Annotated in this window: 21 protein-coding genes; 8 read left to right on the forward strand and 13 right to left on the reverse strand. The window is 72.5% G+C overall.

Annotated features, from left to right (window positions below; translation table 11 throughout):
* Window positions 1–322: 322 nt before the first annotated feature.
* Both P8A18_RS10615 and P8A18_RS10620 read left to right on the forward strand, forming a co-directional pair.
* Window positions 323–1,162: a helix-turn-helix domain-containing protein gene (locus tag P8A18_RS10615; protein WP_306053664.1), complete on the forward strand. Its 840-nt coding sequence runs from the start codon at window positions 323–325 to the stop codon at window positions 1,160–1,162.
* Window positions 1,134–1,358, forward strand: coding sequence for a DUF397 domain-containing protein (locus tag P8A18_RS10620; RefSeq protein ID WP_306053665.1), 225 nt, complete (start codon window positions 1,134–1,136; stop codon window positions 1,356–1,358). Before P8A18_RS10615 ends, P8A18_RS10620 begins: the two co-directional genes overlap by 29 nt.
* Window positions 1,359–1,409: 51 nt before the next feature.
* Here the strand turns inward: P8A18_RS10620 and P8A18_RS10625 are convergent, their stop codons facing one another.
* From P8A18_RS10625 to P8A18_RS10640, 4 genes are all read right to left on the reverse strand, one after another.
* Entirely contained in the window at window positions 1,410–2,168 is a 759-nt protein-coding gene (locus P8A18_RS10625; protein WP_306053667.1) for an HNH endonuclease family protein, read from the reverse strand.
* Window positions 2,165–3,565: an AAA family ATPase gene (locus tag P8A18_RS10630; protein WP_306053668.1), complete on the reverse strand. Its 1,401-nt coding sequence runs from the start codon at window positions 3,563–3,565 to the stop codon at window positions 2,165–2,167. Before P8A18_RS10630 ends, P8A18_RS10625 begins: the two co-directional genes overlap by 4 nt.
* Before the next feature lie 341 nt (window positions 3,566–3,906).
* The gene (locus P8A18_RS10635; RefSeq protein ID WP_306053670.1) at window positions 3,907–4,692 is read right to left on the reverse strand and encodes an NPP1 family protein; all 786 of its coding nucleotides are present in this window, start codon (window positions 4,690–4,692) and stop codon (window positions 3,907–3,909) included.
* Window positions 4,693–4,729: 37 nt separating this feature from the next.
* The gene (locus tag P8A18_RS10640) at window positions 4,730–6,217 is read right to left on the reverse strand and encodes a glycoside hydrolase family 76 protein (protein ID WP_306053672.1); all 1,488 of its coding nucleotides are present in this window, start codon (window positions 6,215–6,217) and stop codon (window positions 4,730–4,732) included.
* Window positions 6,218–6,325: 108 nt separating this feature from the next.
* On the opposite strand from P8A18_RS10640, the gene P8A18_RS10645 reads away from it, so the two are divergent.
* A complete protein-coding gene (locus P8A18_RS10645) occupies window positions 6,326–7,138 on the forward strand; it encodes a hypothetical protein (RefSeq protein WP_306053673.1) in 813 nt (270 codons plus the stop codon).
* 56 nt (window positions 7,139–7,194) lie between these two features.
* Here the strand turns inward: P8A18_RS10645 and P8A18_RS10650 are convergent, their stop codons facing one another.
* From P8A18_RS10650 to P8A18_RS10660, 3 genes are read right to left on the reverse strand one after another with little or no spacing between them, the layout of a single operon-like run.
* Entirely contained in the window at window positions 7,195–8,022 is an 828-nt protein-coding gene (locus P8A18_RS10650; protein WP_306053674.1) for a sugar phosphate isomerase/epimerase family protein, read from the reverse strand.
* The gene (locus P8A18_RS10655; RefSeq protein WP_306053676.1) at window positions 8,019–9,164 is read right to left on the reverse strand and encodes a dihydrodipicolinate synthase family protein; all 1,146 of its coding nucleotides are present in this window, start codon (window positions 9,162–9,164) and stop codon (window positions 8,019–8,021) included. The genes P8A18_RS10650 and P8A18_RS10655 overlap by 4 nt, the downstream gene beginning before the upstream one ends.
* 37 nt (window positions 9,165–9,201) lie before the next feature.
* Window positions 9,202–10,353, reverse strand: a complete 1,152-nt coding sequence (locus tag P8A18_RS10660) for a Gfo/Idh/MocA family protein (protein ID WP_026249826.1) — start codon at window positions 10,351–10,353, stop codon at window positions 9,202–9,204.
* A 130-nt stretch (window positions 10,354–10,483) separates the two neighbouring features.
* On the opposite strand from P8A18_RS10660, the gene P8A18_RS10665 reads away from it, so the two are divergent.
* From P8A18_RS10665 to P8A18_RS10675, 3 genes are all read left to right on the forward strand, one after another.
* Window positions 10,484–11,548 carry a LacI family DNA-binding transcriptional regulator gene (locus P8A18_RS10665; RefSeq protein WP_306053677.1) on the forward strand — a complete coding sequence of 355 codons (1,065 nt, stop codon included), beginning with the start codon at window positions 10,484–10,486 and terminating at the stop codon, window positions 11,546–11,548.
* A gap of 82 nt (window positions 11,549–11,630) precedes the next feature.
* Complete coding sequence (locus P8A18_RS10670; RefSeq protein ID WP_306053678.1) at window positions 11,631–12,419, forward strand: sugar phosphate isomerase/epimerase family protein; 789 nt, start codon at window positions 11,631–11,633, stop codon at window positions 12,417–12,419.
* Window positions 12,420–12,814: 395 nt separating this feature from the next.
* Window positions 12,815–14,665 (forward strand): glycoside hydrolase family 3 protein, encoded by a 1,851-nt coding sequence (locus P8A18_RS10675; protein WP_306053680.1) that lies wholly within the window; start codon window positions 12,815–12,817, stop codon window positions 14,663–14,665.
* 84 nt (window positions 14,666–14,749) lie between these two features.
* Here the strand turns inward: P8A18_RS10675 and P8A18_RS10680 are convergent, their stop codons facing one another.
* Together P8A18_RS10680 and P8A18_RS10685 are read right to left on the reverse strand one after the other, a co-directional pair.
* Window positions 14,750–16,225 (reverse strand): S28 family serine protease, encoded by a 1,476-nt coding sequence (locus P8A18_RS10680; protein ID WP_306053681.1) that lies wholly within the window; start codon window positions 16,223–16,225, stop codon window positions 14,750–14,752.
* 103 nt (window positions 16,226–16,328) lie between these two features.
* Entirely contained in the window at window positions 16,329–16,745 is a 417-nt protein-coding gene (locus P8A18_RS10685) for a hypothetical protein (RefSeq protein ID WP_360462961.1), read from the reverse strand.
* A gap of 185 nt (window positions 16,746–16,930) precedes the next feature.
* On the opposite strand from P8A18_RS10685, the gene P8A18_RS10690 reads away from it, so the two are divergent.
* Window positions 16,931–17,431, forward strand: coding sequence for a hypothetical protein (locus P8A18_RS10690; RefSeq protein WP_306053683.1), 501 nt, complete (start codon window positions 16,931–16,933; stop codon window positions 17,429–17,431).
* 29 nt (window positions 17,432–17,460) lie between these two features.
* Here the strand turns inward: P8A18_RS10690 and P8A18_RS10695 are convergent, their stop codons facing one another.
* The 4 genes from P8A18_RS10695 to speB form a co-directional block, all read right to left on the reverse strand.
* Window positions 17,461–21,249, reverse strand: coding sequence for an ABC transporter ATP-binding protein (locus tag P8A18_RS10695; protein WP_306053685.1), 3,789 nt, complete (start codon window positions 21,247–21,249; stop codon window positions 17,461–17,463).
* A 114-nt stretch (window positions 21,250–21,363) separates the two neighbouring features.
* Window positions 21,364–22,323 (reverse strand): serine hydrolase, encoded by a 960-nt coding sequence (locus tag P8A18_RS10700; RefSeq protein ID WP_306053688.1) that lies wholly within the window; start codon window positions 22,321–22,323, stop codon window positions 21,364–21,366.
* 120 nt (window positions 22,324–22,443) lie between these two features.
* Window positions 22,444–24,129, reverse strand: a complete 1,686-nt coding sequence (locus tag P8A18_RS10705; protein WP_306053690.1) for a thiamine pyrophosphate-binding protein — start codon at window positions 24,127–24,129, stop codon at window positions 22,444–22,446.
* Window positions 24,126–25,094 carry an agmatinase gene (gene speB, locus P8A18_RS10710; protein ID WP_306053691.1) on the reverse strand — a complete coding sequence of 323 codons (969 nt, stop codon included), beginning with the start codon at window positions 25,092–25,094 and terminating at the stop codon, window positions 24,126–24,128. Before speB ends, P8A18_RS10705 begins: the two co-directional genes overlap by 4 nt.
* Before the next feature lie 117 nt (window positions 25,095–25,211).
* Between speB and P8A18_RS10715 the strand changes: the two genes are divergently transcribed.
* Window positions 25,212–26,846: a PucR family transcriptional regulator gene (locus tag P8A18_RS10715; protein ID WP_306053692.1), complete on the forward strand. Its 1,635-nt coding sequence runs from the start codon at window positions 25,212–25,214 to the stop codon at window positions 26,844–26,846.
* Window positions 26,847–26,923 lie beyond the last annotated feature (77 nt).

The raw sequence follows: 26,923 nt of genomic DNA on the forward strand, positions 1-26,923 counted from the left end.
CCGGCCGGCGCAGGTGCACGAGTAGGGGTACGCGTAGGCGTGCGAGTGGACCACGGGGGGCTGTTGGCGCTGTGCGGGGGTCGGCCGCCGGCGTACCGGCTTCAGGAGTCGGGCGATAGCGTGCTTCATGTCAGCCTGCTTTCTGGGGGGTGACCATGCCCCCGGACCGGTTGCGTCGGTCGCGGGGGTCTCTCGGTTTCCTCGTTCGAGGGTCGGCCGCTTCTTTCCGTAGCGAACCCATCACAGAGTGGGGTCATTCGTGGCTACGCTGCCAGGGGGTCGGGGATGACAGCACGTGTGTCAAGACGGGGAGTTGGACTGCATGGGAACGAAGCGCACGCCGCGGAGCCTTCGAGAGATGTACGGCGAGGAGTTGCGGCTGCGACGCCTCGCCGCCGGGTTGACGCAGGAGGCACTCAGCGAACTCGTTGTCTGCTCGCCCACCCTGATCAGCCACTGGGAGGCAGGACGGCGGCTACCGAAGCCGGATGACGCGCGGCGTATCGATGCCGCACTGAGCACCGACGGCTTCTTCGCGCGGTGGCTGAGGGACCTGGGCTCCGGGCTCGCCCAGTTCTTCGCGCCGGTGGCCGAGTTGGAACGCGAAGCCACCGAGGTACGCCTCTACGGCCTGTCTCTCATTCCCGGGCTCCTCCAAACCTCGGCGTACGCTCGTGCCGTTCTCCAGGCGTACGACCCCAACTACCGCATGGACGAGCTTGACGCGTTTGTTGTCAACCGAGTGGAGCGCGGCCGGATGCTCAGGGAATCGACGGCCACCGTCGCTTGGGCGCTCCTCGACGAGGCATCGCTCCGACGGCGGGTCGGCGGCCCGCGCGTCATGGCGGAACAATTGCGCAGTGTCGCGGACTTGGCGGATTCCGGGCGGTTGCGCCTTCATGTGCTGCCCTTCGAGGCGGGAGCACACGCCCTTATGGAGAGCGCACTCTACCTACTCGACTTCGCGGACGGACCGCCGCTCGCCTACGTCGAGGGGCTCCGCACAGGAAACCTGATGGATGATCCGGCGTTGGTCGCCGCCTGCCAGGCGTCCTACACTCTCGCCCTGAGCGAGGCAGCCCCCGTACGAACATCGTTGGACCTCATCAGGGCCATCGCAGAGGAGCACGAACATGCGCAGCATCAACCGCACCGCCGCTGACATCGGCGCGCTGACCGGTTGGTTCAAGTCCAGCTACAGCGGCGGTTCCGGGGGCGACTGCCTCGAAGTAGCAGTCGGCCACGCCACCGTCCCCGTCCGCGACAGCAAGACCCCCGCCGGTCCCGCCATCGCCTTCTCCCCCGCCGGCTGGTCCTCCTTCGTCACCGCGCTCAAGGACGGGCACCTCTCCGCCTGACCTCACCCCACGCCGGGGGCGGCCCCGCCCGTCGGGGCCGCCGGGCCGACGTCACACGCGGGACAGGAACGCCGCGCGCAGGTCCTGGTCGCGCAGAAGTCCCAGGGTCTCTTCCTCGCCCGTGAACAACAGCTCCGCCGTGCGATGGCCGGCTTGGTGGAACATCGCCGCCAGCACGTCCGCGAGCGGCCGGTTCCAGGCCACCCGGACGATCTCCGCCGCTTTGTCGTGCTGGCCTCGGTCCGTGGCGATCCGCCACAGCTCGACCGACTGCTTGGCGGTTGCGTAAGCCGTTCTGCGGCCGTCGACGAGGACTCCCCGGGAATTGAGTCCGAACACGGCTATGCACGCCTCCCCCTGGGGCGTCAGCCCTTTGTACCTGCCCACCGGCAGGATCAGCCGCAGGTGCTCCAGCGGCTCCTGAAGTGTGGGATCGAGAAGGAGCGGGCTGCCGTCCCTCTCCGAGCGCGGGAAGGTGTTCCGCTTCTGGTTGCTGTTGCAGTACGCGCAGGCCAGCAGGTGGTTGAGCCACTCGAACGTGCGCAGCGGGGCGAGGCTCTTCGGCTCGAAATGGTCGATGTCCGTGCCCTGACTGTCGCCGCAGTACATGCAGCGCTGGTGGCCGGGGGCCATGTCCGCGAGGGTGGCCAGGAGACCGCCACGTACGCGACGGCGGACGGTGGTGTGGGCCCAGAGGTCAGCGGCCTTCGCCTTGCGGTCGGCCTCGGCGGTCCGCTCGATCCGATCGGTGTACGTGGTGAGGTGTGCTGCCGTGTCCGCAGGCAGCGGAGCCCGTTCCAGCCGGATCACTGACCTTTGCCGCCCTCTCCGTCACCGATCTCCTCAGAGAGGCGGTGGAGCTGGGCGGACATTTCATGGACCCGCGCGGCCGGTGAGCTGGTGAGCAGTTCCTTGAGCTTTTTGTAGCGCTCGACCGTCTCCGGTGACGTGTCCCCCTCGTACACCCGGGACTCCAGCGCCACGAACTCGGCACGGCGGCGCTCGGCCTGTTCGGAGTACGGGGTGTCGAGCCCGAAGAGTTCGGAGAGGACCGCGTCGTCGCCGCTGCCGTAGACCACTCGCTCGTACAGGTCCTCCGACACCACCTCGGGGGCCGCTTCCTCCTCCACACCGGGCAGGCGGATCAGGCCGCCGGGGTCGGCGGCCTGGCAGATGTACGGGCTGTGGGTCGTCACGATGAACTGGATGTTGGGGAAGTGTTCGGTCAGCCAGGGGCCGATGCGGCGCTGCCAGGAGACGTGGAGGTGGGCGTCGATCTCATCGATGATCACGACACCGGGCACGGGCAGGAGGCCGGGACTGTGCTCCCCCTCGTCTCCGCTGAACGCGTCGTCGCCGAAGGCATCGTGAATCTGCTTGAGCAGATCGACCACGAGTGCGGCCACCGTGCGGAATCCGTCGCTCATCTCCCGTAGCGGGTACCGGTGGCCGTCGCGGGTCACCCACAGCCCCTCGGAGTCGACGTCCTCCACCCGGTAGCCGTCGGGAAGCAGCCCGTGACCGAGAACCGACAGCGCTGCCCGTTTGAGTGCTGCGGCGCCCTCTCGGCCTTCGAGCGCCCGTAGGTGCTGCTCGATCAGCCAGGCGACTCCTTCGGCCAGTGAGGCGTCTTCGTGGAAGAGGCTGGCCTGTCGGGCCACCGGTCCGGAGGCGAGCATCAGCCGCTGGACCTCGCCCGATCCTCCGGCCATCCGCCGGAAGGGTCCGTAGGCGGCGCAGAACCAGCCCGCCGGGTTGTCCGCCCAGGGACCGCGTTGTGCGGGGGTGGCGCTCGTGGCTTCGGGGTTCTGCCTGATGCCTTCCAGTGCCGGCTGCGCGCCCTTGCGGCTGCTCATGTCTTCCGCCGGAGCCGTCCAGCGCAGGCCCGCCCAGAAGTTGGTCTGGGTGCGCCCGGACGCGCTGAAACGGTCGAAGGCCGCGTCCCTGACGATCTTCGCCTGCGCCGAGCCCTCGACCGCTCCACGCGACATCCAGTTCTCGAACCCCTGCACGAGTCCCCGCGCGGCGACCGGCCCGCTGAGTGCCAGGGCCAGCGCCCGCAGCAGTGTTGTCTTTCCCGCGCCGTTCCGTCCGGCGAGGACCGTCCAGCCGGCATGCGTGCCGTCCGGGCGGGTCAGCGTCAGATCGACGGCGCGCGGGCCGTGGAACGACTTGATGTTCTCGACGTACACGCGGGAGACGTACATGAGTAACGGTTCCGTCCGGTGTGGAGGAGCGGGGCAGGCTGTTCCGGTTCCACGTGGGCCGGATCCCGCCGCCCAGCGTCTCGGCGAACTCTTCATCGGCCGCGGCTTCACCGAACCGATCTGCCCGGACCTGAGCGGTATGCGGTGATAGAGGGTACCGAAAGCGTGCGGATCACTCGGAGGGCCGAGTCTACGAGGCATGGGGCTGCCAGGAGCCCTCCGGCCCCGGAAGCACCGGAAGCCCCGGAAGCACCGGAAGGGGCGAGGCCCGGCAGGATGCGTCGGACCTCGCCCGGCTGCGGGCCGGTCGGTGCTCGTGCACCCGCCCCGGCCCGCCCCGCTCAGCCCGTCGGGTCGAACGGTACGTCCGCCGGGAGTGCCCTCGTCAGCTGGTCGATGAAGCGGTCGTCCCTGATGCCGATCGTCGCGCTGCCGAAGTCCGCCGACACCAGCTTGTCCCGCAGGCCGTCCGGGTAGCCGTTCCACCCGATCAGGGGGGCGTAGTGCCAGACGCCGAGGTGGTTCTCCGGGGGTTCGTCGTTGGCGGTGGCCTTGCGGAAGCAGTGGGTGCCGATGCCGTCCTTGTGGTAGACGACCTTGGGGTGCGCGCCGTCGAAGGGGACGTCGGCCGCCTTGTGGACGGCGAAGCCCCCGTGCTGCGAAGTGGCCACGTACTCGGCCTTGTTGTCGTGGACCCACACCACGACGTGTTCCCAGTCGTGGCGGTGGCCGCCGAAGACGACGCCGTCCGCCGCCTGGTCCTTCTCGAAGTAGTACGTGTAGAGGACGGCGCACCAGTCGTTGTCGCACTTGGAGCGGGAGTAGGTGTTGCTGCTGTTCAGGTCGGACAGGTCCCGGCAGTTGCCGTTCACCGCGCCGCCCAGTTTGAGACCGGGGGCGATCGTGCCGTCGGGGCCGATCGCGGAGGTGGCGTAGCAGCCGTCCTTGTCGTAGTCCACGGCCGGCTGGAACGTGCGGTCCAGTTCGTCCGCGTTGCCGGGGAGGGCGGGCGGCGGCTCGGCGTGGGCCATGGCCGCCGCGCCCAGGACGAAGGTGATGGTGGACAGGGCGACGGTCAGGCCGCGGCGCAGGGTGCGTCCGCGTCGGACAGGGCGTATCTCGGGCATGGTGATTCCTTCGAGTGTGGGGGGAACGAGCAGGGCGTCAGCTGTCCTGGGCGGCGTTCATCAGGTCGAGTGCGCTGTGCTGGCAGCCGTTGCCGGTGCCGGCGCGCGGGCCGGCCCAGTGGGGGCCGTACTGGTCGAGGCTGTTGCGGTTCTGCGCGTACGTGGTGTCGGCCTGCTGGTCGAGGTAGGCGCTGTACGGGTGGTCCGGGAGCGCCTTGTTGAGGAGGCCGAGGCCCCGGACGTACGCGCCCTTGAAGGAGTCGCCGTTGCTGGTGCAGTCGGTGTCCGGCTCGTAGGGCTCGTGGAGGGTGCCGCCGGGGTTGAGGTAGCCGGAGGACGTGGAGGTGTCGGCGAGGGTGCGGGCGCTGTCCAGGAGCGATCCGTCGCCGGTGGCCCGGCCGAGTTCGGCGAGGCCGGCGAGGATGACGCCCTGGTTGTACGTCCAGGTGGTGTCGCCGTTGTTGGAGCAGTCGTCCTTCAGGCCGTCGTTGATCGTGTTGCCGGAGTTGATCAGGCCGCTGGACCTGAACCAGTCCCAGCCGTCCTTCGCGCGGTCCAGATAGGTGGTGTCCCCGGCGATCCGGTTGTGCAGGGCGGCGCTGAGCTGGATGTACAGCTCGTTGGTGATGGCGTTCTTGTACGGCTTGTCGGTCGCCCACTGCACCCCGCCGCCGCACTTGTCCGTCCAGTACGCGGCCATGTGGTCGGCGTCCTTGCGGGCGGTGTCCAGATACCGCTGCTCGCCGGTCAGGTCGTACGCCGCCACCCAAGCCAGGCCCCACCAGCCGGTGTCGTCCAGGTAGGAGTTGGTGAAGTCGCCGCCCTCGTCGTGGATGAGCTTCTCGTAGGTGGTGGAGACGGCGTACTGGTAGCTGGGCATGTGGCTGATCCGGATGTTGTCGATCAGCGAGGTGAGCGCGGTGGCCGAGGTCCACCAGCCGGCGAACTTCCCGGTGTTGCGGTCGTAGTTCATCATCAGGGCCGTCGCCGCGGCCGTGCTCCGGCTGCCGGCGTTCCAGTCGACGCGGGCCCAGTCCGTGCAGGCGATCTCCGCCCGGTCGCCCGCCTTCCCGCAGGCGCGGAGGGCGCCGATGCCGCCCGTGTTCCAGTCGTCCACGTTGTACATCTGCGACCGCCAGCCGGTCCGGCCGTCGGGGACCGCGGTGGCGCCGAGCTTGCTGCCGGAGGCCCAGGTGCGGCCGCCGTCGAAGGAGCGGTCCAGCCAGACCTGGTCGCCGCCGGTTCCCCCGTCGATGGAGGCCCAGCCCATGACATCGTTGTCGGAGAGGTGCAGGGCGATGGAACGCCCGTAGAGGGAGGCGGTGACCGGGACCCGGTCGCCGGTCGCGCTCGCGGGGTCGAGGGCGTCGCAGTGCTTGTTGCAGAGCTGCGCCGCCGCCGAGGTGTCCGGCGCACCGGCCGCATGGGCGGCGGAGAGCGCGCCGAGGGCCAGCACGGCGGCGAGGGACGCGGCCAACAGGGCGCGTAGGGCGGGGCGGTGAGGGGAGGGCGGGGCGAGGGGCATCGGGAATCCTCCGGTGGGGCCGATGGAGTGTGGGGGTGATTCGCCGTCAGCGAAGCGGCAATCCACCCCCTCCGTCAAGAGGGCCCCGGGCCCGCTACCATCCCGGCCATGGGTAGATCGAAGCACCTCATAACAGCCTTCACGGTCACCGCGGTTGGCGCCGCTCTCCTCACAGGCTGCTCGTCCGACGACCCGGACACGGACGCGGCGGGGCCCGCTGCCTCGTCGCCGGCCGCGTCCCCCTCCGCGGTCGCGTCCTCCCCCGCACCGCAGGAGAGCGAGGCGACCGAGTACGTGGAGCCGGCCGAGTGCGCGAGCCTGGGACTGGCGTCGGACAAGAAGCTCGCCGGCAAGGACCTGGCGGCGTGTGTGACCGCCGCGTTCGCGGCCTACGGCACGGGGACCGAGTACATGCTCAACGCGGACCGGTCGGGCACCACCCGGTTCCGGGTCGGGGACGATCCGGCGCTGGCGGGGGACGTCGACGGGGCGGACGGGTCGCGCGCCAAGAACTCGTTCGTCTCGCTGGGCGGCGAGGAGTGGATCAAGTCCGACGGGGTCTGGGAGAAGAGCGACTCCAAGGAGGCGATGGACGCCGAGCTGGGCGGGAAGTACCGGACGCTCTCCGACCCGCAGGTCGTCTCGGACATCGTCGGGACGTTCGCGACCTGGAAGGTCGACACCGAGAAGGCCCTGATCTCGCTGGAGAACGGCAAGGACACCCACGCCTGGCGCATCACCAACGCGGCGCACTTCGACTACCGGGGCGCGGAGATGACCGAGTACATCCTGTGGATCGAGGACGACGGGACCCCGGTGGGCGCCCAGTCCACCTCGCACACGGGAGGGGCGCCCAAGACCGTGTCGCAGCACTTCTACGACCTCGGTGAGCCGGTCACCATCGAGGCGCCCGCCATGTAGGGCCGCCCTCCCCCGGGGCCCGGACCGCACAGCCGGGCCCCGGGTGGAGGACGGGTTCAGCAGGCGTGCTCCGCGTAGCGGGCGGCCACCTCGGCCACGACCTCGGCGCCGTCGCGCGCCCACAGCGCCTCGTTGAAGATCTCCACCTCGATCGGGCCGTCGAAGCCGGTCGCCTCCACCGCCGTACGCAGCGCCCTGAAGTCCACGCTGCCGTCGCCCAGTTGGCCGCGTCCCAGCAGGACGCCCGCCGGGAGCGGGGTGATCCAGTCGGCGAGCTGGAAGGAGTGGACGCGGCCGGTCGCGCCGGCCCTCGCGATCTGGGCGGGGGCCCGGTCGTCCCACCAGAGGTGGTACGTGTCGACCACCACGCCGACCTGTTCGGCGGGGAAGCGCTCCGCGAGGTCGAGGGCCTGGGAGAGCGTCGAGACCACGCACCGGTCCGACGCGAACATCGGGTGCAGCGGCTCGATGGCCAGGCGGACCCCGCGCTCGGCCGCGTAGGGGGCCAGCTCGGCCAGGGCGTCCGCGATGCGTTCGCGGGCGCCGTACAGGTCCTTGCTGCCCTCCGGCAGGCCGCCCGAGACCAGGACCAGGGTGTCCGTGGCCACGCCCGCCGCCTCCTCGATCGCGGCGCGGTTGTCGTCCAGGGCGCGGGCCCGTTCCGCCGGGTCGAGGGCGGTGAGGAAGCCGCCCCGGCACAGGCTGGTGACGGAGAGGCCGTGGTCGGAGAGGAGCCGGGCGGTGCGCTCGACGCCGTACTCCTGGACCGGGGCCCGCCACAGGCCCACCTTGTCGATGCCCGCCTTGGCGCAGCCCTCGGCCAGCTCGGGCAGCGACCACTGCTTGACGGTCTCCTGGTTGATGGAGAGACGGCCGTCGCTCATCGGGTGCCTCCGTTGACCGTGAGGAACGCGCGCATCCGGGACTCGGCCAGCTCCGGATCGGGGAACAGGCCCAGCCGGTCGGCGAGTTCGTACGCCTTGGCCAGATGCGGCAGGGAGCGGGCCGACTGGAGGCCGCCCACCATCGTGAAGTGGTCCTGGTGGCCGGCCAGCCAGGCCAGGAACACCACGCCCGTCTTGTAGAACCGGGTCGGCGCCTTGAAGAGGTGCCGGGACAACTCGACCGTGGGGTCGAGCAGTTCGCGGAAGCCCTTCGTGTCACCCGTGTCCAGCACCCGTACCGCGTGCGCGGCGAGCGGGCCCAGCGGGTCGAAGATGCCGAGCAGCGCGTGGCTGAAGCCCCGGTCGTCGCCGGCAATCAGCTCGGGGTAGTTGAAGTCGTCCCCGGTGTAGCAGCGCACCCCGCCCGGCAGCCGGCGGCGCACGTCGATCTCGCGGTCCGCGTCGAGCAGGGACATCTTGATGCCGTCGACCTTGTCGGGGTGTTCCGCGATGACCTCAAGGAAGGTGTCGGTGGCCCGGTCGAGGTCGGCGGAGCCCCAGTAGCCTTCGAGGGCCGGGTCGAACATCGGGCCGAGCCAGTGCAGGACGACCGGCTCGGTGGCCTGGCGCAGCAGGTGGGCGTACGTCTCCAGGTAGTCCTGCGGGCCCTTCGCCGCCGCCGCGAGGGCGCGGGAGGCCATCAGGATGGCCTGGGCGCCGCTCTCCTCCACGACGGCGAGCTGCTCCTCGTACGCGGAACGCACCTCGGCGAGGGTGGCCGGGCCCGGGGGCAGCTGGTCCGTGCCGACACCGCAGGCGATCCGGCCGCCGGCCGACTTCGCCTCGGCTGCCGAGCGGCGGATCAGTTCCTCGGCGCCCGCCCAGTCCAGGCCCATGCCGCGCTGCGCGGTGTCCATCGCCTCGGCGACGCCCAGGCCGTGCGACCAGAGGTGGCGGCGGAAGGCGAGCGTGGCGTCCCAGTCGACGGCGGCCGGTGAGCCGGGTCCCGCGTCGGCGTACGGGTCGGCGACGACATGGGCGGCGGAGAAGACCGTACGGGAGGCGAGCGGCGTCGCGGCCGGGGCCAGGGCGAGCGGGGTGGCCCGGGGTTCGTACGGGCCCTGCGGGAGGTGGATGGTCATGGGGTTGCCTCCGGTGATCCCTGGGGGAGAGGGCTGGTCACAGGGTCAGCTCCGGTACGTCGAGACGGCGGCCCTCCGCGTGGGACTTCAGGCCCAGCTCGGCGAGCTGCACGCCCCGGGCGCCGGCCATCAGGTCCCAGGTGTAGGGCTCGTCCAGCACGATGTGGCGCAGGAACAGCTCCCACTGGGCCTTGAAGCCGTTGTCGAAGGCGGCGTTGTCCGGGACCTCCTGCCACTGGTCGCGGAAGGACTCGGTGACCGGGAGGTCCGGGTTCCAGACCGGCTTGGGGGTGACCGAGCGGTGCTGGACGCGGCAGTTGCGCAGGCCGGCGACGGCGGAGCCGTGCGTGCCGTCGACCTGGAACTCGACCAGCTCGTCGCGGTTGACCCGGACCGCCCAGGAGGAGTTGATCTGGGCGACGGCGCCGCCCTGGAGCTGGAAGATGCCGTAGGCGGCGTCGTCGGCGGTCGCCGCGTACGGCCTGCCGTGCTCGTCCCGGCGCTCGGGGATGTGGGTCTGGACGTGGGCCTGGACGGTGGTGACCCGGCCGAACAGCTCGTGCAGCACGTACTCCCAGTGCGGGAACATGTCCACGACGATGCCGCCGCCGTCCTGGGCGCGGTAGTTCCAGGAGGGGCGCTGGGCCTCCTGCCAGTCGCCCTCGAAGACCCAGTAGCCGAACTCGCCGCGCACGGAGAGGATCTCGCCGAAGAAGCCGCCGTCGATGAGGCGCTTCAGCTTCAGCAGGCCCGGCAGGAAGATCTTGTCCTGGACGACGCCGTGCTTGATGCCCGCCTCCTGCGCCAGCCGGGCCAGGTCGAGGGCGCCCTCGACGTCCGTGGCGGTGGGCTTCTCGGTGTAGATGTGCTTGCCGGCGGCCACGGCCTTCTTGATCGCCTCCACCCGGGCCGAGGTGACCTGGGCGTCGAAGTAGATGTCGACGGTCTCGTCCGCGAGCACCGCGTCCAGGTCCGTGGACCACTCCGTCAGCCCGTGCCGCGCGGCCAGCTCCTCCAGCGCGTGGGCGCGGCGGCCGACGAGGACCGGCTCCGGCCACAGCACCTCGCCGTCGCCGAGGTCGAGGCCGCCCTGCTCGCGGATCGCGAGGATCGAGCGCACCAGGTGCTGCCGGTATCCCATGCGCCCCGTGACGCCGTTCATGGCGATGCGCACTGTCCTGCGTGTCACGAAAGTTCCCTCCGTACAGCCGTAGCAAGCGCTTTCTATTCGGGATGACGCTAGCCTGCCGACAGCGGCCCGGACAAGAGGGGGCGCCCTGATTGGTCCCGGCCCCCTCACCACTCCACGGAGGAATGCGATGACAGTCACGCTGGCGGACGTGGCGGCCCGCGCCCGGGTGTCCCCGGCCACCGTCTCCCGTGTGCTGAACGGCAACTACCCGGTGGCAGCGGCCACCAGGGAGCGGGTGCTGCGTGCGGTGGACGACCTCGACTACGTGCTGAACGGGCAGGCCAGCGCCCTGGCCGCCGCCACATCCGACCTCGTCGGCATCCTCGTCAACGACATCGCCGACCCGTTCTTCGGGATCATGGCGGGCGCGGCGCAGTCCGAGATCGGCGGTCCGGGCGACGGCTCGGGCCGGGCGGGCGGCGAGAAGCTGGCCGTCGTCTGCAACACCGGCGGCTCCCCCGACCGCGAACTCACCTACCTCACCCTGCTCCAGCGCCAGCGCGCCGCCGCCGTCGTGCTCACCGGGGGCGCGGTGGAGGACCCGGCGTACCAGACGGCGATGGCCGCGAAGCTCGCCAGGCTCGCGGACGCGGGCACCCGGGTCGTGCTGTGCGGGCGGCCCCCGCTGCCGGACGGGGCGGCCGTGGTGGCCGCGCTCGCCTTCGACAACCAGGGCGGCGGCCGGATGCTGACCAAGCACCTGCTCTCCCTGGGCCACCGCCGCATCGGCTATGTCGCGGGCCCACTGGAACGCACCACGACCCGCCACCGCCTGGAGGGCCACCGCGAGGCGATGCGCGGGTCGGGGCTGTGCGGCGACGAGGACCGGCTGACCGTGCACGGCTCGTACGACCGCAGGTCCGGCTACGACGCCACCGTCGAACTGCTGCGCCGCGAACCGGAGATCACCGCCGTCGTCGCCGCCAACGACACGGTGGCGCTGGGCGCCGCCGCGGCGATCCGCGACCGGGGGCTGCGCATCCCCGAGGACATCTCGGTGGCCGGCTTCGACGACCTGCCGTTCTCGGTGGACGTGGTCCCGGCCCTGACGACCGTGCGGCTGCCGCTCTTCGAGGCGGGGGCGCGCGCCGGCCGGCTGGCCATGGGCAAGGAGAACCCGCCGCCCGGCGGCATCGCGCTGGTCCCGGCCGAGCTGATGGTGCGCGGTTCGACGGCCGCGCCCCGGGGATGAGACCACCGGTCGCCGGGTACGCGGACGGCGCGGCGGCCCCTCATAGGCTGCGGCGGAACGCACCGACGGAAGGAACTCGCACGTGAAGCTCGCTTTCTCCACCCTCGGGGTTCCGGGGCTGCCCATGCCCGAGGTCGTCCGGCTGGCCGCCGCGCACGGCTACCAGGGGGTGGAGCTGCGCGCCCACCCCGAGGAGCCGGTGCACCTGGGGCTCTCCGCTTCCGAACGGGCCGCCGTGCGCGCCCTGTTCGAGCGCGGCGGGGTCGAGATCCTGACCGTGGCGGGGTACGCGAAGGTCGCCGCCGAGGGCGAGGACCAGCCGGTCCTGGACGAGCTGGCCGCGCTGACCGAGCTGGCCCGCGACCTGGGCGCGCCGAACGTCCGGGTCTTCCCCGGCGGCGGCGGCCAAGACCCGGCCCAGGCCGACGCCATCGCCGCGCGCCGGCTGGGCGCGGCCGCCCCGTACGCCGCCGATCTGGGCGTGCGGGTGCTCCTTGAGACCCATGACTCGCACCGGGCGGGGGCCGACGTGGCCCGGGTCGCCGGCACGGTGGGGCACAAGAGCGTCGGCGCGCTGTGGGACGTCCTGCACACCTGGCTGGCGGGCGAGGAGCCGGTGGCCAGTCACGCGGTGCTGGCCCCACACCTGGGATACGTACAGGTGAAGGACGTCGTGTCGGCCGAGGACACCACTCCGGTGGCGCTGGGCGCGGGGGTGCTGCCGCTGCGGGCGTGCCTGGACACCCCGGCCGCGGACGACTGGGTCTGCTGGGAGTACGAGAAGCGCTGGTACCCGCACGCGGCCGAGCTGCCGGGGCTGCTGGACGCGGGGCGCGCGCACCTGCTGCGGCTGGGCGCGCCCAAGCAGTAACCCCTTTCCGGCGGGGGCCGATTCCGGGGCGGGGCGGCGCGGCCCCAACCCCCGAAGACCAGCGGCAGCACGGGCACGGTCGAGACCCGGACCATGAAGTCGAGCGGGCCCGCAGGCCCGCGACCACGGCGGCGGTGCCGGCGCTCCAGGCGCTCGGGGCGGGCGCGGGGCTGCGACAGGGATGAGCCGCGGGGCCGGGGGCGGACGAGCCGCAGGCGTACGCGGCGACGGGCAACGGGCGACGGGCGACGGGCGACGGGCGACGGGCGACGACGGGCAGGGACGCGCTGAAAACGGTCCGCGCTCTTGACCGGAAGTTATTTTCTGGATATCCGTGCTCCTTGGAAGTTTCTTTCACCACCCCCTCGTCACCGAGCACGGCCGAAGGAGCTCACGTGCACCACCGCACCTCCAGACGCACCCTTCTCACCGCCACCGCCGCCACCGCCGTCGCGGCGGCCACGGGCGTGGCGGCAGCCCCCGGGGCCCTCGCCTCGCAGGGCTCCGCGCACAGCAGCCACACCTCCGCCGCCACGACCCGGCGGCTGAAGCGGCTCATCTCCCGGATGAGCCTGGAGGAGAAGATCGGCCAGCTCTTCGTCATGCGGGTCTACGGGCACTCCGCCACCGACCCGGACCAGGCCGACATCGACTCCAACCTCGCCGAGATCGGGGTGCGCACGGCGGCCGAGATGATCGCCAAGTACCACGTGGGCGGCATCATCTACTTCTCCTGGGCGAACAACACCCGCGACCCGCACCAGATCGCCGACCTCTCCAACGGCATCCAGCGCGCCGGTCTCGCGGGCCCGACCTCTCTGCCGCTGCTGATCTCCACCGACCAGGAGCACGGCATCGTCTGCCGCGTCGGCGAGCCCGCCACGCTGATGCCGGGCGCGATGGCGCTGGGCGCGGGCGGTTCGCGCTCCGACGCCCGCAGGGCCGGGCAGATCGCCGGCGCCGAGCTGGCCGCGATCGGGATCCGGCAGAACTACGCGCCGGACGCGGACGTCAACGTGAACCCGGCCAACCCGGTCATCGGCGTACGGTCCTTCGGCTCGGACCCGCAGTCCGTGGCCGGTATGGTCGCCGCGCAGGTGAAGGGGTACCAGAGCGGCGGGGTCGCCTCCACGGCCAAGCACTTCCCCGGCCACGGCGACACGAGCACCGACAGCCACACCGGCCTGCCGGTCATCAACCACACCCGCGAGCAGTGGGCGGAGCTGGACGCGCCGCCGTTCCGGGCCGCCATCGCCGCCGGCATCGACTCGATCATGACGGCGCACATCGTGGTTCCGGCGCTCGACCCCTCCGAGGACCCGGCGACGCTGTCCCGGCCGATCCTCACCGGCATCCTGCGCGAGGAGCTGGGCTACGACGGCGTCGTGGTCACCGACTCGCTGGGCATGGAGGGCGTGCGGACGAAGTACGGCGACGACCGGGTGCCGGTCCTGGCCCTCCAGGCGGGCGTCGACCAGCTGCTCAACCCGCCGAGCCTGGACGTCTCCTGGAACGCCCTGCTGGAGGCCGTCAAGAGCGGCGAGGTCAGCGAGGCCCGGCTCGACGAATCGATCCTGCGCGTCCTGCGGCTGAAGACGAAGCTGGGGCTCTTCGACTCGCCGTTCGTCACCGGGCGCGGGGTGGACCGTACGGTCGGCACCCGGGCGCACCTGGCCGCCGCCGACCGGATCGCCGAGCACACCACCACCCTGCTGGCCAACGAGGGCCGGCTGCTGCCGCTGTCGCGCCGCTCGCACCGGAACCTGCTGGTGGTGGGCGCCGACCCGGCCTCCCCCTCGGGCACGACGGGGCCGCCGACGACCACGCTGGCGGAGGCGTTCGACGAGCTGGGGTACCGGGCGACCGCCCTGTCCACCGGCACCGCGCCCGCCCAGGCGGACATCGACGCGGCGGTGGCGGCGGCGCAGGGCAAGGACGCGGTGGTCGTGGGGACGTACAACGTCTCGGCGACCAGCTCGCAGCGGACGCTGGTCAGCGCGCTGGCCGCGACGGGCGTGCCGGTGATCACGCTGGCCATCCGCAACCCGTACGACATCGCCCAGCTGGCCGGGACCGGGCACGCGGCGCACCTGGCCGCGTACTCCTGGACCGATGTCGAACTGCGCGCGGCGGCCCGGGTGATCGCGGGCCGGGCGCGGCCGGAGGGGAAGCTGCCGGTGCCGGTGCAGCGCGCGGACGACCCCTCGAAGGTGCTGTACCCGGTGGGCTACGGGCTGAAGTACTGAGGCGTCCCCGCCCCGGCGGCCGTACGACGACGGCCGCCGGGGCGGGAGGGCGCTAAGGGCGCCTGACGCCGGGGCGGGAGGGCGCTAAGGGCGCCTGACGCCGAGGCGGTGGTCGGTCGTCAGCTCCTTGTTGTCGAGCCGCGCGTCGAACTTCGCGAGGGGCTTCGCCTTCGACTCGTCCTGCTGGACGGCGGCCGGGGCGACGCCCGCCCAGCGCAGGATCGCCGCGGTGGCCGTGGCGTTCTCGGAGGGGACCAGACCGGCCACGTTCGAGCCGTGGTTCCCGCCGGGCACGGTGAAGACGTAGCTGTCACGGGCGCCCGCCCCGAGCCGGAAGCGCTCCGCGCCCCACGGGTCGTTCTCGCCGTAGACGTACAGCATGTGGGCGGCGTGGTGCCTGACCCAGGTGTCGATGTCGCGCATCACCTGGGGCTGGAACCTCATCGGGATGGAGCGGGGCACGAAGGTGCGCGGCGGCTGGTAGCCGTAGCGGCTCAGATTGCCGAGCCAGGGCTGCTTGATGTCGGGCGAGCCGAGCTGGGTGCCCGCCTGGTAGTAGTACGGCGTGTAGTTGGCCAGGCCCTGGTCGGCGTAGGCGGAGAATCCCGAGATCGAGTCGACGGAGTCCCAGATCGCCTGGTCGCTCGCGTGCTCGGCGTCGGCCGGGATCGCGTCGCAGTCGGCGAGCAGGCTGTACTGCCAGAACGCCCAGATGTAGTCCATGACGACGGCCTCGTACGCCTTGTCGAGGGTGCCGACCGTGTCGAAGGTGTAGCCGTTGTCGGCCGCGTATCGCGCGTACCTCTCCTCCAGCGGCGCGCGGCGGACCAGCGCCTCGCGCTGCACTCCGTTCAGCTTGTCGCGGCACTCCTTGGTGCCGACGTTCGCGAAGAACCGGTCGTAGGCCGAGTCCTCGTTGTTGACGACGTCGTTGGGCGCGACATAGGCGACGACGCCGTCCATGTCCTTCGGGTGGAAGCGCTCGTAGTAGGTGGCGGTCATGCCGCCCTTGGAGCCGCCGGTGGTCAGCCAGTTCTTGGAGTAGATCCGCTTGAGCGCGGTGAACACCCGGTGCTGGTCGTCGGCGGCCTGCCGGATGTCGAGCTTGGACCAGTCGGCGGGCGAGGGGCGCGAGGGGGTGAAGAAACGGTACTCCAGGGAGACCTGGTTGCCGTCCACGATCCGCGTCGGCTCCGAACGGCTGGGGCTGGTGGAGACGTTGTAGCCGCCCGTGTAGAAGACCGTGGGGCGGGAGGTGTCCTTGTGCAGCAGGGTGACGCGCTGCTGGAACGTGCCCTTGGACGGGTGGCGGTGGTCGACCGGCTGGGTGTAGTTGAGGACGAAGTAGCGGTAACCAGCGTAGGGCTTCTCCTCGATGAGACTCATGCCCGGGATGGCCAGGATGCGGTCCTTGATGTCCGTGCTCGTCCCGCTGTCACCTGCGGCGGTACGGAGCGCGGCCGGCTCGGCGGCGGTGGCCGCCCCGGCCGAGGCACCCGTCGCGCTCACCGTGCCGATGAGCACCGCGAGCGACAGGATTCCTCTGAGCGCCTTACGCATGCATGCACGTCCTCCCCTGAGATCACCATTGACGCCGTGAACCTAGCGGGGCAACCCCGGGGGCACCAGACCCCGTTGCCGGGGCCCGGAACATGTCACCCGGTCAGCACAGGATCCAGCCCGTACTCGCGCTCTTCCCGGCGATCTTCCCGGAGACCCGCACGCACCGGTTCAGCGCGTGGACGGTCACCGGGCCCGCCAGCTGCGTGAAGCTGCCGCTGTCGGTGACGGGGTGGCCGCCGCGCGGCTGGATCGTCACCGACATGGAGCGGCGCTTGCCGGGCTTCGCGGCGACGGCGGTGGCGCAGGCATAGGCGCGCGACTTGTAGACCCGCAGCTCCCCCGTCGCGAACTTCACCGTCTTACGGGGCCGTCCCGCGCAGACCGAGGCGGCATCCGCGCTGTCCGCGACCGCCCCGCCGATCACCAGTGCGAAGGCGGTGGCCAGGGAGAGGACCACAAAGCGGCGGCACACCCCGCGCCGCACGCCCCGGGCATGTCCTTCGGTCCCTCTGGTCACAGCAGCCCCATAGCCTCATCGAACATTCGCGCCCCTACCCGACACCTGGACGCATATGCGTGTACCTGCCTACGACGCGGGACGCCATCCGGAGGTTGCACCCGGCGCGCTCGGTCTCCCCGGCGGCCCCAGCGCCCCACCATGGAGCCGGACAGGACAGACCGTCACGAAAGGCAGGAACCGCCATGACCCGCACCAGCTCCGCCCGGCGCCCCCGCGCCCGGCGTGCCGTCGGCCGTACGCTGCTCGCCTCCGCGCTCCTGGCCGCCGTTGCCGTCGCCGTACCGGCAGCCGCGGCCACCCCGCGCGGGACGACCGCGGCGGCGCCGGCCGGCGACGAGGTGGCCACCCAGGACTCCCGGCTCGTCGACCACTTCTACGGGGCCTACATCGACGCCGTGTCCGCCGAGGACGGCGGCTCCCTCGCCACCGCGCTGCGGAGCTTCTACCTCACGCCGGCGCTGCGCTCCAGGCTCGCCGACTGGGAGGCGGCCAACCACGCCGACGGCGTCCTGCGCGCCCAGGACGTCCCGGCCGCCTACCGGGTCACCTCGGGCGACAGCGGCGCCGGACACACCTGGTCCACGGTCCGCCTCACCTGGGGCTCCCCGGACAACCCCACCTACACCTACCTGAACGTGCGCTCGGACCTGGCGACCGGGAAGGTCTCCGCCATCCGCGAGTAGGCCGTATCCGCGAGCAGAGCCCCGGCGGTTCACACGCCCGCCGGCTCGTCCTCCCCTATGAAGGTGCGCCACAGCACCGCGTAGTGCCCGTCCAGGGCGAGGAGTTCGTCGTGCGTGCCGTCCTCCACGACCCGGCCGTGGTCCATCACCACGACCCGGTCGGCGCGCGCGGCCGTGGTCAGGCGGTGGGCGACGACGAGGGTGGTGCGCCGCCCCGCGAGCCGGTCGGTGGCCCGGTTGACCTGGGCCTCGCTGGCGAGGTCGAGGGACGCGGTGGCCTCGTCCAGCAGCAGGATGTCGGGGTCGACCAGTTCGGCGCGGGCCAGCGCGATCAGCTGGCGCTGCCCGGCCGAGAGGTTGCGGCCGCGCTCGGCGACCTCGTGGAGGTAGCCGCCGTCCAGCGTCGCGATCATGTCGTGCGCGCCGACCGCCCTGGCGGCCGCCTCCACCTCCGTGTCGGTGGCCTCCGGCCGCCCGTAGGCGATGGCGTCCCGGACCGTCCCGGAGAAGAGGTACGCCTCCTGCGGTACGACGCCGAGCCGGTGGCGGTACGCGGTGCGGTCGAGTTCGCGCAGGTCGGTGCCGTCCGCCGTGATCCGGCCGCCCGTCGGGTCGTAGAACCGGGCGACGAGCTTGACCAGGGTCGACTTCCCGGCCCCGGTCTCGCCGACGAACGCGACGGTCTGCCCCGCCGGGATGCGCAGGTCGACACCGCTGAGCGCGGCCTCCTCGCCGCCGTACGCGAACGACACGTCCTCGAAGGCGATCTCGCCGCTGAGCGACTCCACCTCGCGCGCCTCGCCCCGGCCGGCGGTGGACTCCGGTTCCTGGAGGAGTTCCTGGATGCGGCCGAGGGAGACGGCGGCCTGCTGGTAGCCGTCGAAGACCTGGGAAAGCTGCTGGACGGGCGCGAAGAACAGGTCGATGTAGAGCAGGTAGGCGACCAGCGCGCCGGTCGTGAGCGTGCCGTTGTCGACCCGGCCCGCGCCGACGATCAGCACGGCCGCCGCGGCCACCGACGACAGCAGCTGGACGAACGGGAAGTACACCGAGATCAGCCACTGCCCCCGGACCCTGGCCCGGCGGTACTCGTCGCTGCGCGCGACGAAGCGGTCGGCGCCGTCCCGCTCGCGCCGGAACGCCTGCACGATCCTGAGCCCGGCGACCGACTCCTGGAGGTCGGCGTTGACGACGCCGATCCGTTCCCGGGCCAGTTCGTACGCCTTGACGCTCTTGCGGCGGAAGAAGACGGTCCCGACCACGAGGAGCGGCAGGGTCGCGAAGACGACGAGGGCCAGTCCCACATCGAGGACCAGCAGCGCGACCATGATGCCGAGGAAGGTGACGACGGAGACGAAGGCGGTGACCAGGCCGGTCTGGAGGAACGTGGACAGCGCGTCCACGTCCGTCGTCATCCGGGTCATGATGCGGCCGGTCAGTTCGCGCTCGTAGTAGTCCAGGCCGAGACGCTGGAGCTGCGCGAAGATCTTCAGCCGCAGCGCGTAGAGCACCCGCTCGCCGGTGCGGCCGGTCATCCGGGTCTCGCCGATCTGGGCCGCCCACTGCACGAGGACGACGCCGAGGGCGACGGCGGACGCCGCCCAGACCGCGCCCAGGGCCAGCTTGGTGACCCCGTCGTCGATGCCGTTCCTGATCAGCACCGGGAGCAGCAGCCCCGCCCCGGCGTCCACGGCCACCAGGCCGAGGCTCACCAGCAGCGGCAGCCCGAAGCCGCGCAGCAGCCTGCGCAGCCCGTAGGAGTCCTCGGCGCGGACCGCACGGGCCTCGTCCACCTCCGGGGTGTCGTCCGCCGGGGGCAGGGCGTCGACCTGGGCGAGCAGTTCGGGCGTCGCGGGCATGCCAGCCGCATCGGTGCTGCGTTCCTCCCCCGTACGGATCCACAGTTCGGGGGTGATGCCGCGCCCGGCGTCGAACTCGGCGTCGATCTCCTCCAGGAGGGCGCGCTCCTGCTCGGGGTCCTCGGGGGCGGCGACGGGCCGGTGCCCGGGTGAGGTGGTGCCGAGCTCGTCCGGGTCGGTGAGCAGGCGCCGGTAGAGCGCGCAGCGGCGCTCCAACTCCTCGTGGGTGCCGAGGTCGGCGAGGCGGCCGTTGTCCAGGACGGCGATCCGGTCGGCGAGGTTCAGGGTGGAGCGGCGGTGGGCGATGAGCAGAGTGGTGCGGCCCGCCATCACCTGACGCAGCGCCTCGTGGATCTCGTGCTCGACGCGGGCGTCCACGGCGGAGGTGGCGTCGTCCAGGATGAGCAGGCGGGGGTCGGTGAGGATGGCGCGGGCGAGCGCGACGCGCTGGCGCTGGCCGCCGGAGAGGGTGAGTCCGTGCTCGCCGACCTTGGTGTCGTAGCCGTTCGGCAGCTCGGCGATGAAGCGGTGGGCCTGGGCGGAGCGTGCGGCCTGTTCGATCTGCTCGTCGGTGGCGCCGGGGAGGCCGTAGGCGATGTTGGCGCGGACGGTGTCGGAGAACAGGAAGCTGTCCTCGGGGACGAGTCCGATGGCGGCCCGCAGCGAGTCGAGGGTCAGCTCGCGCACGTCGTGGCCGCCGACGAGGACCGCGCCGTGCGAGACGTCGTAGAAGCGGGGCAGCAGCAGCGAGACGGTGGACTTGCCGCTGCCGGAGGCGCCGACGACGGCGACGGTCTCGCCGGGTTCGACGGTCAGCGAGAAGCCGTCGAGGACCGGGCGCCGCGTCTCGGCTCCGCCTCCGAGGTCCTCGTCACCGGCGGGGGCGGAGCGCGGCGTGGCGTACCCGAAGCGCACGTCCTCGAACTCGACGCTCGCCGGGGCGTCGGCGGGCAGTTCCCTGGTGCCGTCCTTCAGGGTGGGCTCGGTGTCGATGAGTTCGAGTACGCGTTCCACGCCGGCGCGGGCCTGCTGGCCGACGGTGAGGACCATGGCGAGCATCCGGACCGGGCCGACGAGCTGGGCGAGGTACGTGGAGAACGCGACGAACGTGCCGAGGGTGATCTCGCCCCGGGTGGCGAGCCAGCCGCCGAGGGCGAGCATCGCGACCTGGCCGAGCGCGGGGACGGCCTGGAGGGCGGGGGTGTAGCGCGAGTTGAGCCGGATGGTGCGCATCCGGCCGGCGAACAGCTTGCGCCCGACCTCGCGCAGCTTGCCGGTCTCCTGGTCCTCCTGCCCGAAGCCCTTGACGACACGGACGCCGGAGACGGCCCCGTCCACGACCCCGGCGACGGCGGCGGCCTGCGACTGGGCGTACCAGGTGGCGGGGAAGAGGCGGGTGCGGGAGCGGCGGGCGATGTACCAGAGGGCGGGGGCGACGGCCACGGCGACGAGGGTCAGCAGCGGGGACAGCCACGCCATGATGACCAGGGAGATCAGGAAGAGCAGGACGTTCCCGATGGTCATCGGGAGCATGAAGAGCAGGCTCTGGATCAGCTGGAGGTCGCTGGTGGCGCGTCCGACGACCTGCCCGGTGGACAGTTCGTCCTGCCGTCTGCCGTCGAGCCGGCTGATCGTCCCGTACATGCCGGTCCGCAGGTCGTGCTGGACGTCGAGGGCGAGCCGGCCGCCGTAGTAGCGGCGGACGTAGGTGAAGGCGTAGACGAGGGCCGCCGCCGCGATCAGCAGGCCGGTCCAGACGGCCAGGGAGCGGGTGTGTCCGACGACCACATCGTCGATGATCACCTTGGTGACGAGCGGGACGAGGGCCATGACGGCCATCCCGCCGAGTGACGAGCCGAGCGCCAGCAGGACGTTGCGCCGGTAGCGCCAGGCATAGCCGCTCAGTCTCCGCGCCCAGCCGCCCCGCTGCCCGCGCCCCGTCTCCTGTGCGTCCGCCACCCGGTGCCTCCCGTTCGACCTGACCCGACGGAAGGCACCAACGCGGTGGGCTGCGGATTTCATCCCGCGTTAACAAATACGGGACCTTGGTCGTAGGTCCCGTACGGACAGGGCCTAGCGCGGTTTCGCGGTGAGCATGCGGCCGGCGGGGGCCTCCGGGACCGGCGGGAGGGCTTCCTGCGGGGCGGCGGGGACGGTGAAGACCCTGGGGTGCATGATGCGCGGGTTGAGGTCCTTGTGGACCGCACGGGCGACGGCCTCGATGGTGTTGACGCCTTCGTTCATCGTCTTGTTGTCCTGGGTGAGCACGGTCAGTGCGTAGTCGTGGCCGTTGCCGGTGAAGGCGCCGATGCTGTGCACCCGCCAGCCGTGCGTGGCGCGCTGGAGCCACCCGTTCTTGACCTGGACGGTGGTCCCGGTGAGGGCACCGGCCGGGGTGCCCCAGCGCTGCGAGGAGACGACCTTCTTCATCAGCCCGAGCTGGTAGGAGCGGGCGCTGTCGCTGAGCACGGAGTTCTTCGAGGTGAGCAGGGTCAGCAACCGCTGCTCGTCCTGGGCGGTGATCTGGGTCAGGCCCCAGTAGCCGCCGGAGCCGGGCACGGTGTGGGTCATCCCGGCCGCCTTGAGGAAGGCGTTGATCTTGCCGACGCCGAGCTGCTTCCACAGGCTGGTGGTCGCGTCGTTGTCGGACTTGGTGATCATCTTGGTGGTGAGGTCCGTCTCGCGCTGGGTGAGGTAGCGGTTGTTCTTGGCGTTGTCCCAGAGCAGCGTGGCCAGGACGGTGGCCTTCACGACGCTCGCGGAGTCGTACTTCGAGGTGGCGCGCAGCGTGCACGTGGTCCTGGTGGTCCGGTCGTAGAGCGCGACCGACACGGTCGACGCGCGGCCCTTGAGCGCGGCGGTGATGTCCTTCGACAGCTGGGCGGCGAGCCCGGCCCGGCCGGAGGCGCAGCTCACCTGCGCGGTGGCGGCCGACGCGGGCGCCGCGCCGATCACCACGGGGGCGAGGACCCCGGTCGCGACGGCGGCACAGAGCGCGGCGCGGGCGCGCGCCGGTATACGGGACGTGGTCATGGTGCGATTCCCCCTGAGCGTTTCCTGCGGGCGGCCCCCCGGCGCGCCCCGTCAGAGATGACTCACGGACGGCGGGAAAGTTGTGCGCGCCGGCAGGTCCGGGGAGCCTACAGGCGCCATCTACAGGTGGGTCGGCTCGAACATCTTCAGCACAGCCGGGAGTACGACGACCGAGGGGCCCGGCCGCGCGAACGCCTCGGCCAGGTCGGCGGCGAGCGTCTCGGGGGCCGTACGGACCGCCGGGACGCCGAAGGACTCGGCGAGGGCGGCGAAGTCCGGGCGGGCCAGTTCCGTCGCGGTGGTCTCGCCGAAGGCGCCGGTGAGGTACTCGCGCAGGATGCCGTAGCCGCCGTCGTCCACGATGAGCCAGGTGACCGGCAGGCCGTACTGGCGGGCGGTGGCGAGTTCGGCGATCGAGTACATCGCGCCGCCGTCGCCGGAGACCGCGAGCACCGGCCGGGTCGGGTCGGCCACCGCCGCGCCGAGCGCCGCCGGGAAGGCGTAGCCGAGGCCGCCCGCGCCCTGGGCGGAGTGCATGGTGTTCGGGCGGCGCGCGTCGAAGGCGGCCCACGCCCAGTAGCCGAGGATCGTCATGTCCCAGAAGCTGGGCGACGCGTCGGGCAGGGCGGTGCGGATCGCGGTCAGGAGGCTCTGTTCCAGGTCGCGGCCCTGGCCGGCGATCCGCTCCCGTACGCGGGCGAGGACCCCGGCGACGCGCTCGGCGGCGGCCGGGTCCTCGCGCGGGGCGACCGTCTCGATCAGGTCGGCGAGCGCGTCGCGGGCGTCGGCGTGGATGCCGAGCGCCGGGTGGTTGGCCTCCAGCTTCCCGGCATCGGCCTCGATCTGGACGACCCGGCCGCGCGGGGCGAACGTGTAGTAGTTGGAGGAGAGTTCACCGAGCCCGGAGCCGACGACGAGCAGGACGTCGGCGTCCTCCAGGAAGTCCGTGACGTGCCTGTCCTCCACCCAGGACTGGAGCGAGAGCGGGTGCTCCCAGGGGAAGGCCCCCTTGCCGCCGTACGTGGTCACGACCGGGGCGTCGAGCCGCTCGGCGAGCGCGCGCAGCTTGCCGGACGCGTCGGAACGTACGACTCCGCCGCCCGCGACGATCACCGGGCGCTCGGCCCGCGACAGCAGGTGGGCGGCCACGGCGACGAGTTCGGGGCGGGCGTGCAGTTCGCGCGGGGTGGCGTCCAGGCCGGAGACGACGGGCAGCGCCGTGGCCGCTTCCAGGACGTCCTGCGGGATCTCGACCCAGACGGGGCCGTGCGGGGCCGTCAGCGCGGACTCCCAGGCGGCGCCGATCGCGGACGGGATCTGCGAGGCGGTCCGCACGGTGTGGACGGACTTCACGACGTCCCGGAACGACGCCTGCTGGTCGCGCAGCTCGTGCAGATGGCCGTGGCGCCCGCCGCCCAGGCCCCGGAGCGGGATCTGGCTGGACACCGCGAGCACGGGCGCCGACGCGGCCGCCGCCTCCTGGAGCGCGGCGAGCGAGGTCAGGGCGCCGGGCCCGGTCGACAGGAACAGCGGGGCGACCTCGCCGGTGACACGCCCGTAGGCGTCGGCGGCGAAGCCCGCGTTGTTCTCGACGCGCAGGCCCACGTAGTCGAGGGACGAGCGGCGCAGCGCGTCGAACAGTCCCAGCGCGTGCTGTCCGGGCAGCCCGAACACGGTGGTCGCGCCGAGCCCCCGCAGCGTCTCGACGACGAGGTCGCCGCCGTTGCGCCCCGGTGGGGGGTTCAGTGCGGCCTCGATCTGCGCGGGGGTGAGCGCGGGCCGCTCGTCGTGGTGGTCGTGACTCACTGGTGCCGGGCCTCCGCGATCTGTCGGGTCATGATCGTCGTCAGCTCGTACGCGGTGTGCGAGGCGGCGACCGAGGTGATCTCCGCGTGATCGTACGCGGGCGCCACCTCGACCAGGTCGGCGGAGACCAGATGGCAGGAGGACAGGCCGCGCACGATTTCCAGCAGCTCACGGGAGGTGAGGCCGCCGGCCTCGGGGGTGCCGGTGCCGGGGGCGTGCGCCGGGTCCAGTACGTCGATGTCGATGGAGATGTACAGCGGCCGGTCCCCGATGCGCTGCCGCAGTTGGTCGGCGACCTCGTCGACGCCGCGCCGCATGACGTCGGCGGAGGTGACGATCCCGAAGCCCATCTTGGCGTCGTCGGTGAGGTCCTGCTTCCCGTAGAGCGGGCCGCGCGTGCCGACGTGGGAGAGCGCCGAGGTGTCGAGGACGCCCTCCTCGACGGCCCGGCGGAACGGCGTGCCGTGGGTGTAGGCGGCGCCGAAGTAGGTGTCCCAGGTGTCGAGGTGGGCGTCGAAGTGGAGCAGCGCGACCGGGCCGTGCTTCTTGGCGACCGAACGCAGCAGGGGCAGCGCGATGGTGTGGTCGCCGCCGAGGGTCATCAGCCGGGCCCCCGTGGCCAGCAGCTCGTCCGCCGCGGCCTCGACGGTCTCCACGGCCTCCTCGATGTTGAAGGGGTTGGCCGCGATGTCCCCGGCGTCGGCGACCTGCGCGAGGGCGAACGGCGAGGCGTCCTGCGCCGGGTTGTAGGGCCGCAGCAGCCGCGAGGCCTCCCGGATCGCGTTGCCGCCGAAGCGGGCGCCGGGCCGGTAGGAGACGCCCGAGTCGAACGGCACCCCGACGACGGCGACGTCCGCCGTGCCGACCTCGTCCAGGCGGGGCAGCCGCGCGAACGTCGCGGGCCCGGCGTACCGAGGGACGCGGGAGGAGTCGACGGGGCCGCGCGGGGCTTCGTTGCTGCTCATGGTGGGGGTTGCCCTTCCTTCGGTGTGCGGGGTGCCGAGGAGACGCTAGGTGGCCCGGGGCCCGCACTGAAGTGTACGTTTCCTCCACTCCGCCCCCAAGAAACGGACGAACCATCCATGTCAACCCCGCCCCCAACCCCGCCCCCGCCCTCGTCCTCTGCCCCCTCCCCGCTGCCCTCCCCCTCCTCCCCTCCCCCGGCCCCGCCCGTGCGGCTGGCCGAGCTGCTGGCGCGCGAGGAACTGGGGCTGCGGCTGATCGCGGGTCCGGGCGAGGCGGAGGTGCTGTGGGTGCACGCGTCGGAGATGGCCGACCCCTACCCGTACCTGCTCGGCGGCGAGCTGCTGCTGACGGCCGGGGTGCTGCTGACCGACCCGGACGCGTATGTGGCCCGGCTGGTGGAGGCGGGGGCGGCGGCGCTCGGCTTCGGGGTGCGGCCGGTGCACGAGGCGGTGCCGCCGGGGCTGGTGGCGGCGTGCGACCGGCACGGGATGCCGCTGGTCGAGGTGGACCCCGGGACCCCGTTCACCGCGGTCGCGCGGGCGGTGTGGGGGCTGATGGCCGCCACCCGGGAGCGCGAGCTGCGCCGGGTGACCCGCGCCCAGCAGGCCCTGGCCGCCGCGGCGGCCCGCCCGGACCCGGTACCGGAGGTGCTGCGCCGGCTGGCGGGCCGGCTCGACGGCCGGGCCGCCCTGATGACGGCGGACGGCGACGAACTGCACGCGGCGGGCCCGCGCCCGGCCCCCGGGGTGACCGACGCGCTCGGACGCCTGGCCCGCCTCGTCGCGCGGGAGGGTCCGGGCGCCCCCGCCTCCGCCACGGACACGGTCGACGGCGTCCACCTGCTCGCGTACCCCCTGGGCGGCGCCGAACAGCCGGCCCTCACACTCGCGACCCCCCACCGCCGGCCCGGCGACCACACGGTCGCGGGCATCGCCGCGGTCCTGCTCGCCCTCCTCACGGCCCCCCACCGGGGCGCGCCCGCCGCCGCCCGCTCGACGGCCCTCACCCGCCTGCTGCTCGGGGCCACCCCCGACGAGGTGTCCCCGCTGCTCGGCGAAGCCCCGTGGACGGTGGTGCACGCCCACCGCACGGACGGCACCCCGACGGACCACTTCACGGCGGAGGCGCTGGGGGCGGCGCTGGGGTCGGGGCTGGTGGACGGCGGCGGGGGCGCGGGGGGCGGGCGGCCGGCCGGTGTGGGTGGGGGTGCGGGGGACGGGCGCCCGGCCGGTGCGGGTGGGGGTGCGGGGGACGACCGGGGCGGGAGCGGCTCGGGGTCGGAGGGGCCCGCCTCCGGCGCGGGCGCGCGCCCCGCACCCGTGCGGGTCCTGCTCCCCGGGGGCCGTACGGCGGCCCCGCAGCCCGGATGGACGCTCGGCGCCTCCGCTCCCCGCCCCGCCGCCGATCTCGCCGAGGCCGACACGGGGGCGGCCCGCGCGCTGCGCCACGCCGAGGCGACCCGCGCCCCGCTGCACACGGAGACCCCGGTCACCGGCCTCGCCGCCCTGCTCCCGCCCGGCCCGGCCGCCGCCCACGCCCGCGCCCTCCTCGCCCCGCTCACCGCGCCGCTCGCCGAGACCCTGCGCTGCTGGCTCTCCCTGCACGGCAGCTGGGACCGGACAGCGGTGGCCCTGTCCGTGCACCGCAACACCGTCCGCCAGCGGATCGCGCGGTGCGGGGAGTTGCTGGGGGTGGACCTCGACGCCATGGACGTACGCACGGAGTTGTGGCTCGCGCTGCGGCAGGGGTGACCACGGATGCGGCCGCGGTGCCCCCGATTCGGCCACCCTGACGTGTCCCGATCACTGGCACTGACATAGGTTGCAGC

Source organism: Streptomyces sp. Mut1, from assembly GCF_030719295.1.
GTDB classification, from domain to species: domain Bacteria; phylum Actinomycetota; class Actinomycetes; order Streptomycetales; family Streptomycetaceae; genus Streptomyces; species Streptomyces castrisilvae.

Coding starts and splice junctions, on each gene's coding strand:
- P8A18_RS10615 (WP_306053664.1), top strand. CDS start 323: ATGGGAACGAAGCGCACGCCGCGGAGCCTTCGAGAGATGTACGGCGAG.
- P8A18_RS10620 (WP_306053665.1), top strand. CDS start 1,134: ATGCGCAGCATCAACCGCACCGCCGCTGACATCGGCGCGCTGACCGGT.
- P8A18_RS10630 (WP_306053668.1), bottom strand. CDS start 3,565: ATGTACGTCTCCCGCGTGTACGTCGAGAACATCAAGTCGTTCCACGGC.
- P8A18_RS10635 (WP_306053670.1), bottom strand. CDS start 4,692: ATGCCCGAGATACGCCCTGTCCGACGCGGACGCACCCTGCGCCGCGGC.
- P8A18_RS10640 (WP_306053672.1), bottom strand. CDS start 6,217: ATGCCCCTCGCCCCGCCCTCCCCTCACCGCCCCGCCCTACGCGCCCTG.
- P8A18_RS10645 (WP_306053673.1), top strand. CDS start 6,326: ATGGGTAGATCGAAGCACCTCATAACAGCCTTCACGGTCACCGCGGTT.
- P8A18_RS10650 (WP_306053674.1), bottom strand. CDS start 8,022: ATGAGCGACGGCCGTCTCTCCATCAACCAGGAGACCGTCAAGCAGTGG.
- P8A18_RS10655 (WP_306053676.1), bottom strand. CDS start 9,164: ATGACCATCCACCTCCCGCAGGGCCCGTACGAACCCCGGGCCACCCCG.
- P8A18_RS10665 (WP_306053677.1), top strand. CDS start 10,484: ATGACAGTCACGCTGGCGGACGTGGCGGCCCGCGCCCGGGTGTCCCCG.
- P8A18_RS10680 (WP_306053681.1), bottom strand. CDS start 16,225: ATGCGTAAGGCGCTCAGAGGAATCCTGTCGCTCGCGGTGCTCATCGGC.
- P8A18_RS10690 (WP_306053683.1), top strand. CDS start 16,931: ATGACCCGCACCAGCTCCGCCCGGCGCCCCCGCGCCCGGCGTGCCGTC.
- P8A18_RS10700 (WP_306053688.1), bottom strand. CDS start 22,323: ATGACCACGTCCCGTATACCGGCGCGCGCCCGCGCCGCGCTCTGTGCC.
- speB (WP_306053691.1), bottom strand. CDS start 25,094: ATGAGCAGCAACGAAGCCCCGCGCGGCCCCGTCGACTCCTCCCGCGTC.
- P8A18_RS10715 (WP_306053692.1), top strand. CDS start 25,212: ATGTCAACCCCGCCCCCAACCCCGCCCCCGCCCTCGTCCTCTGCCCCC.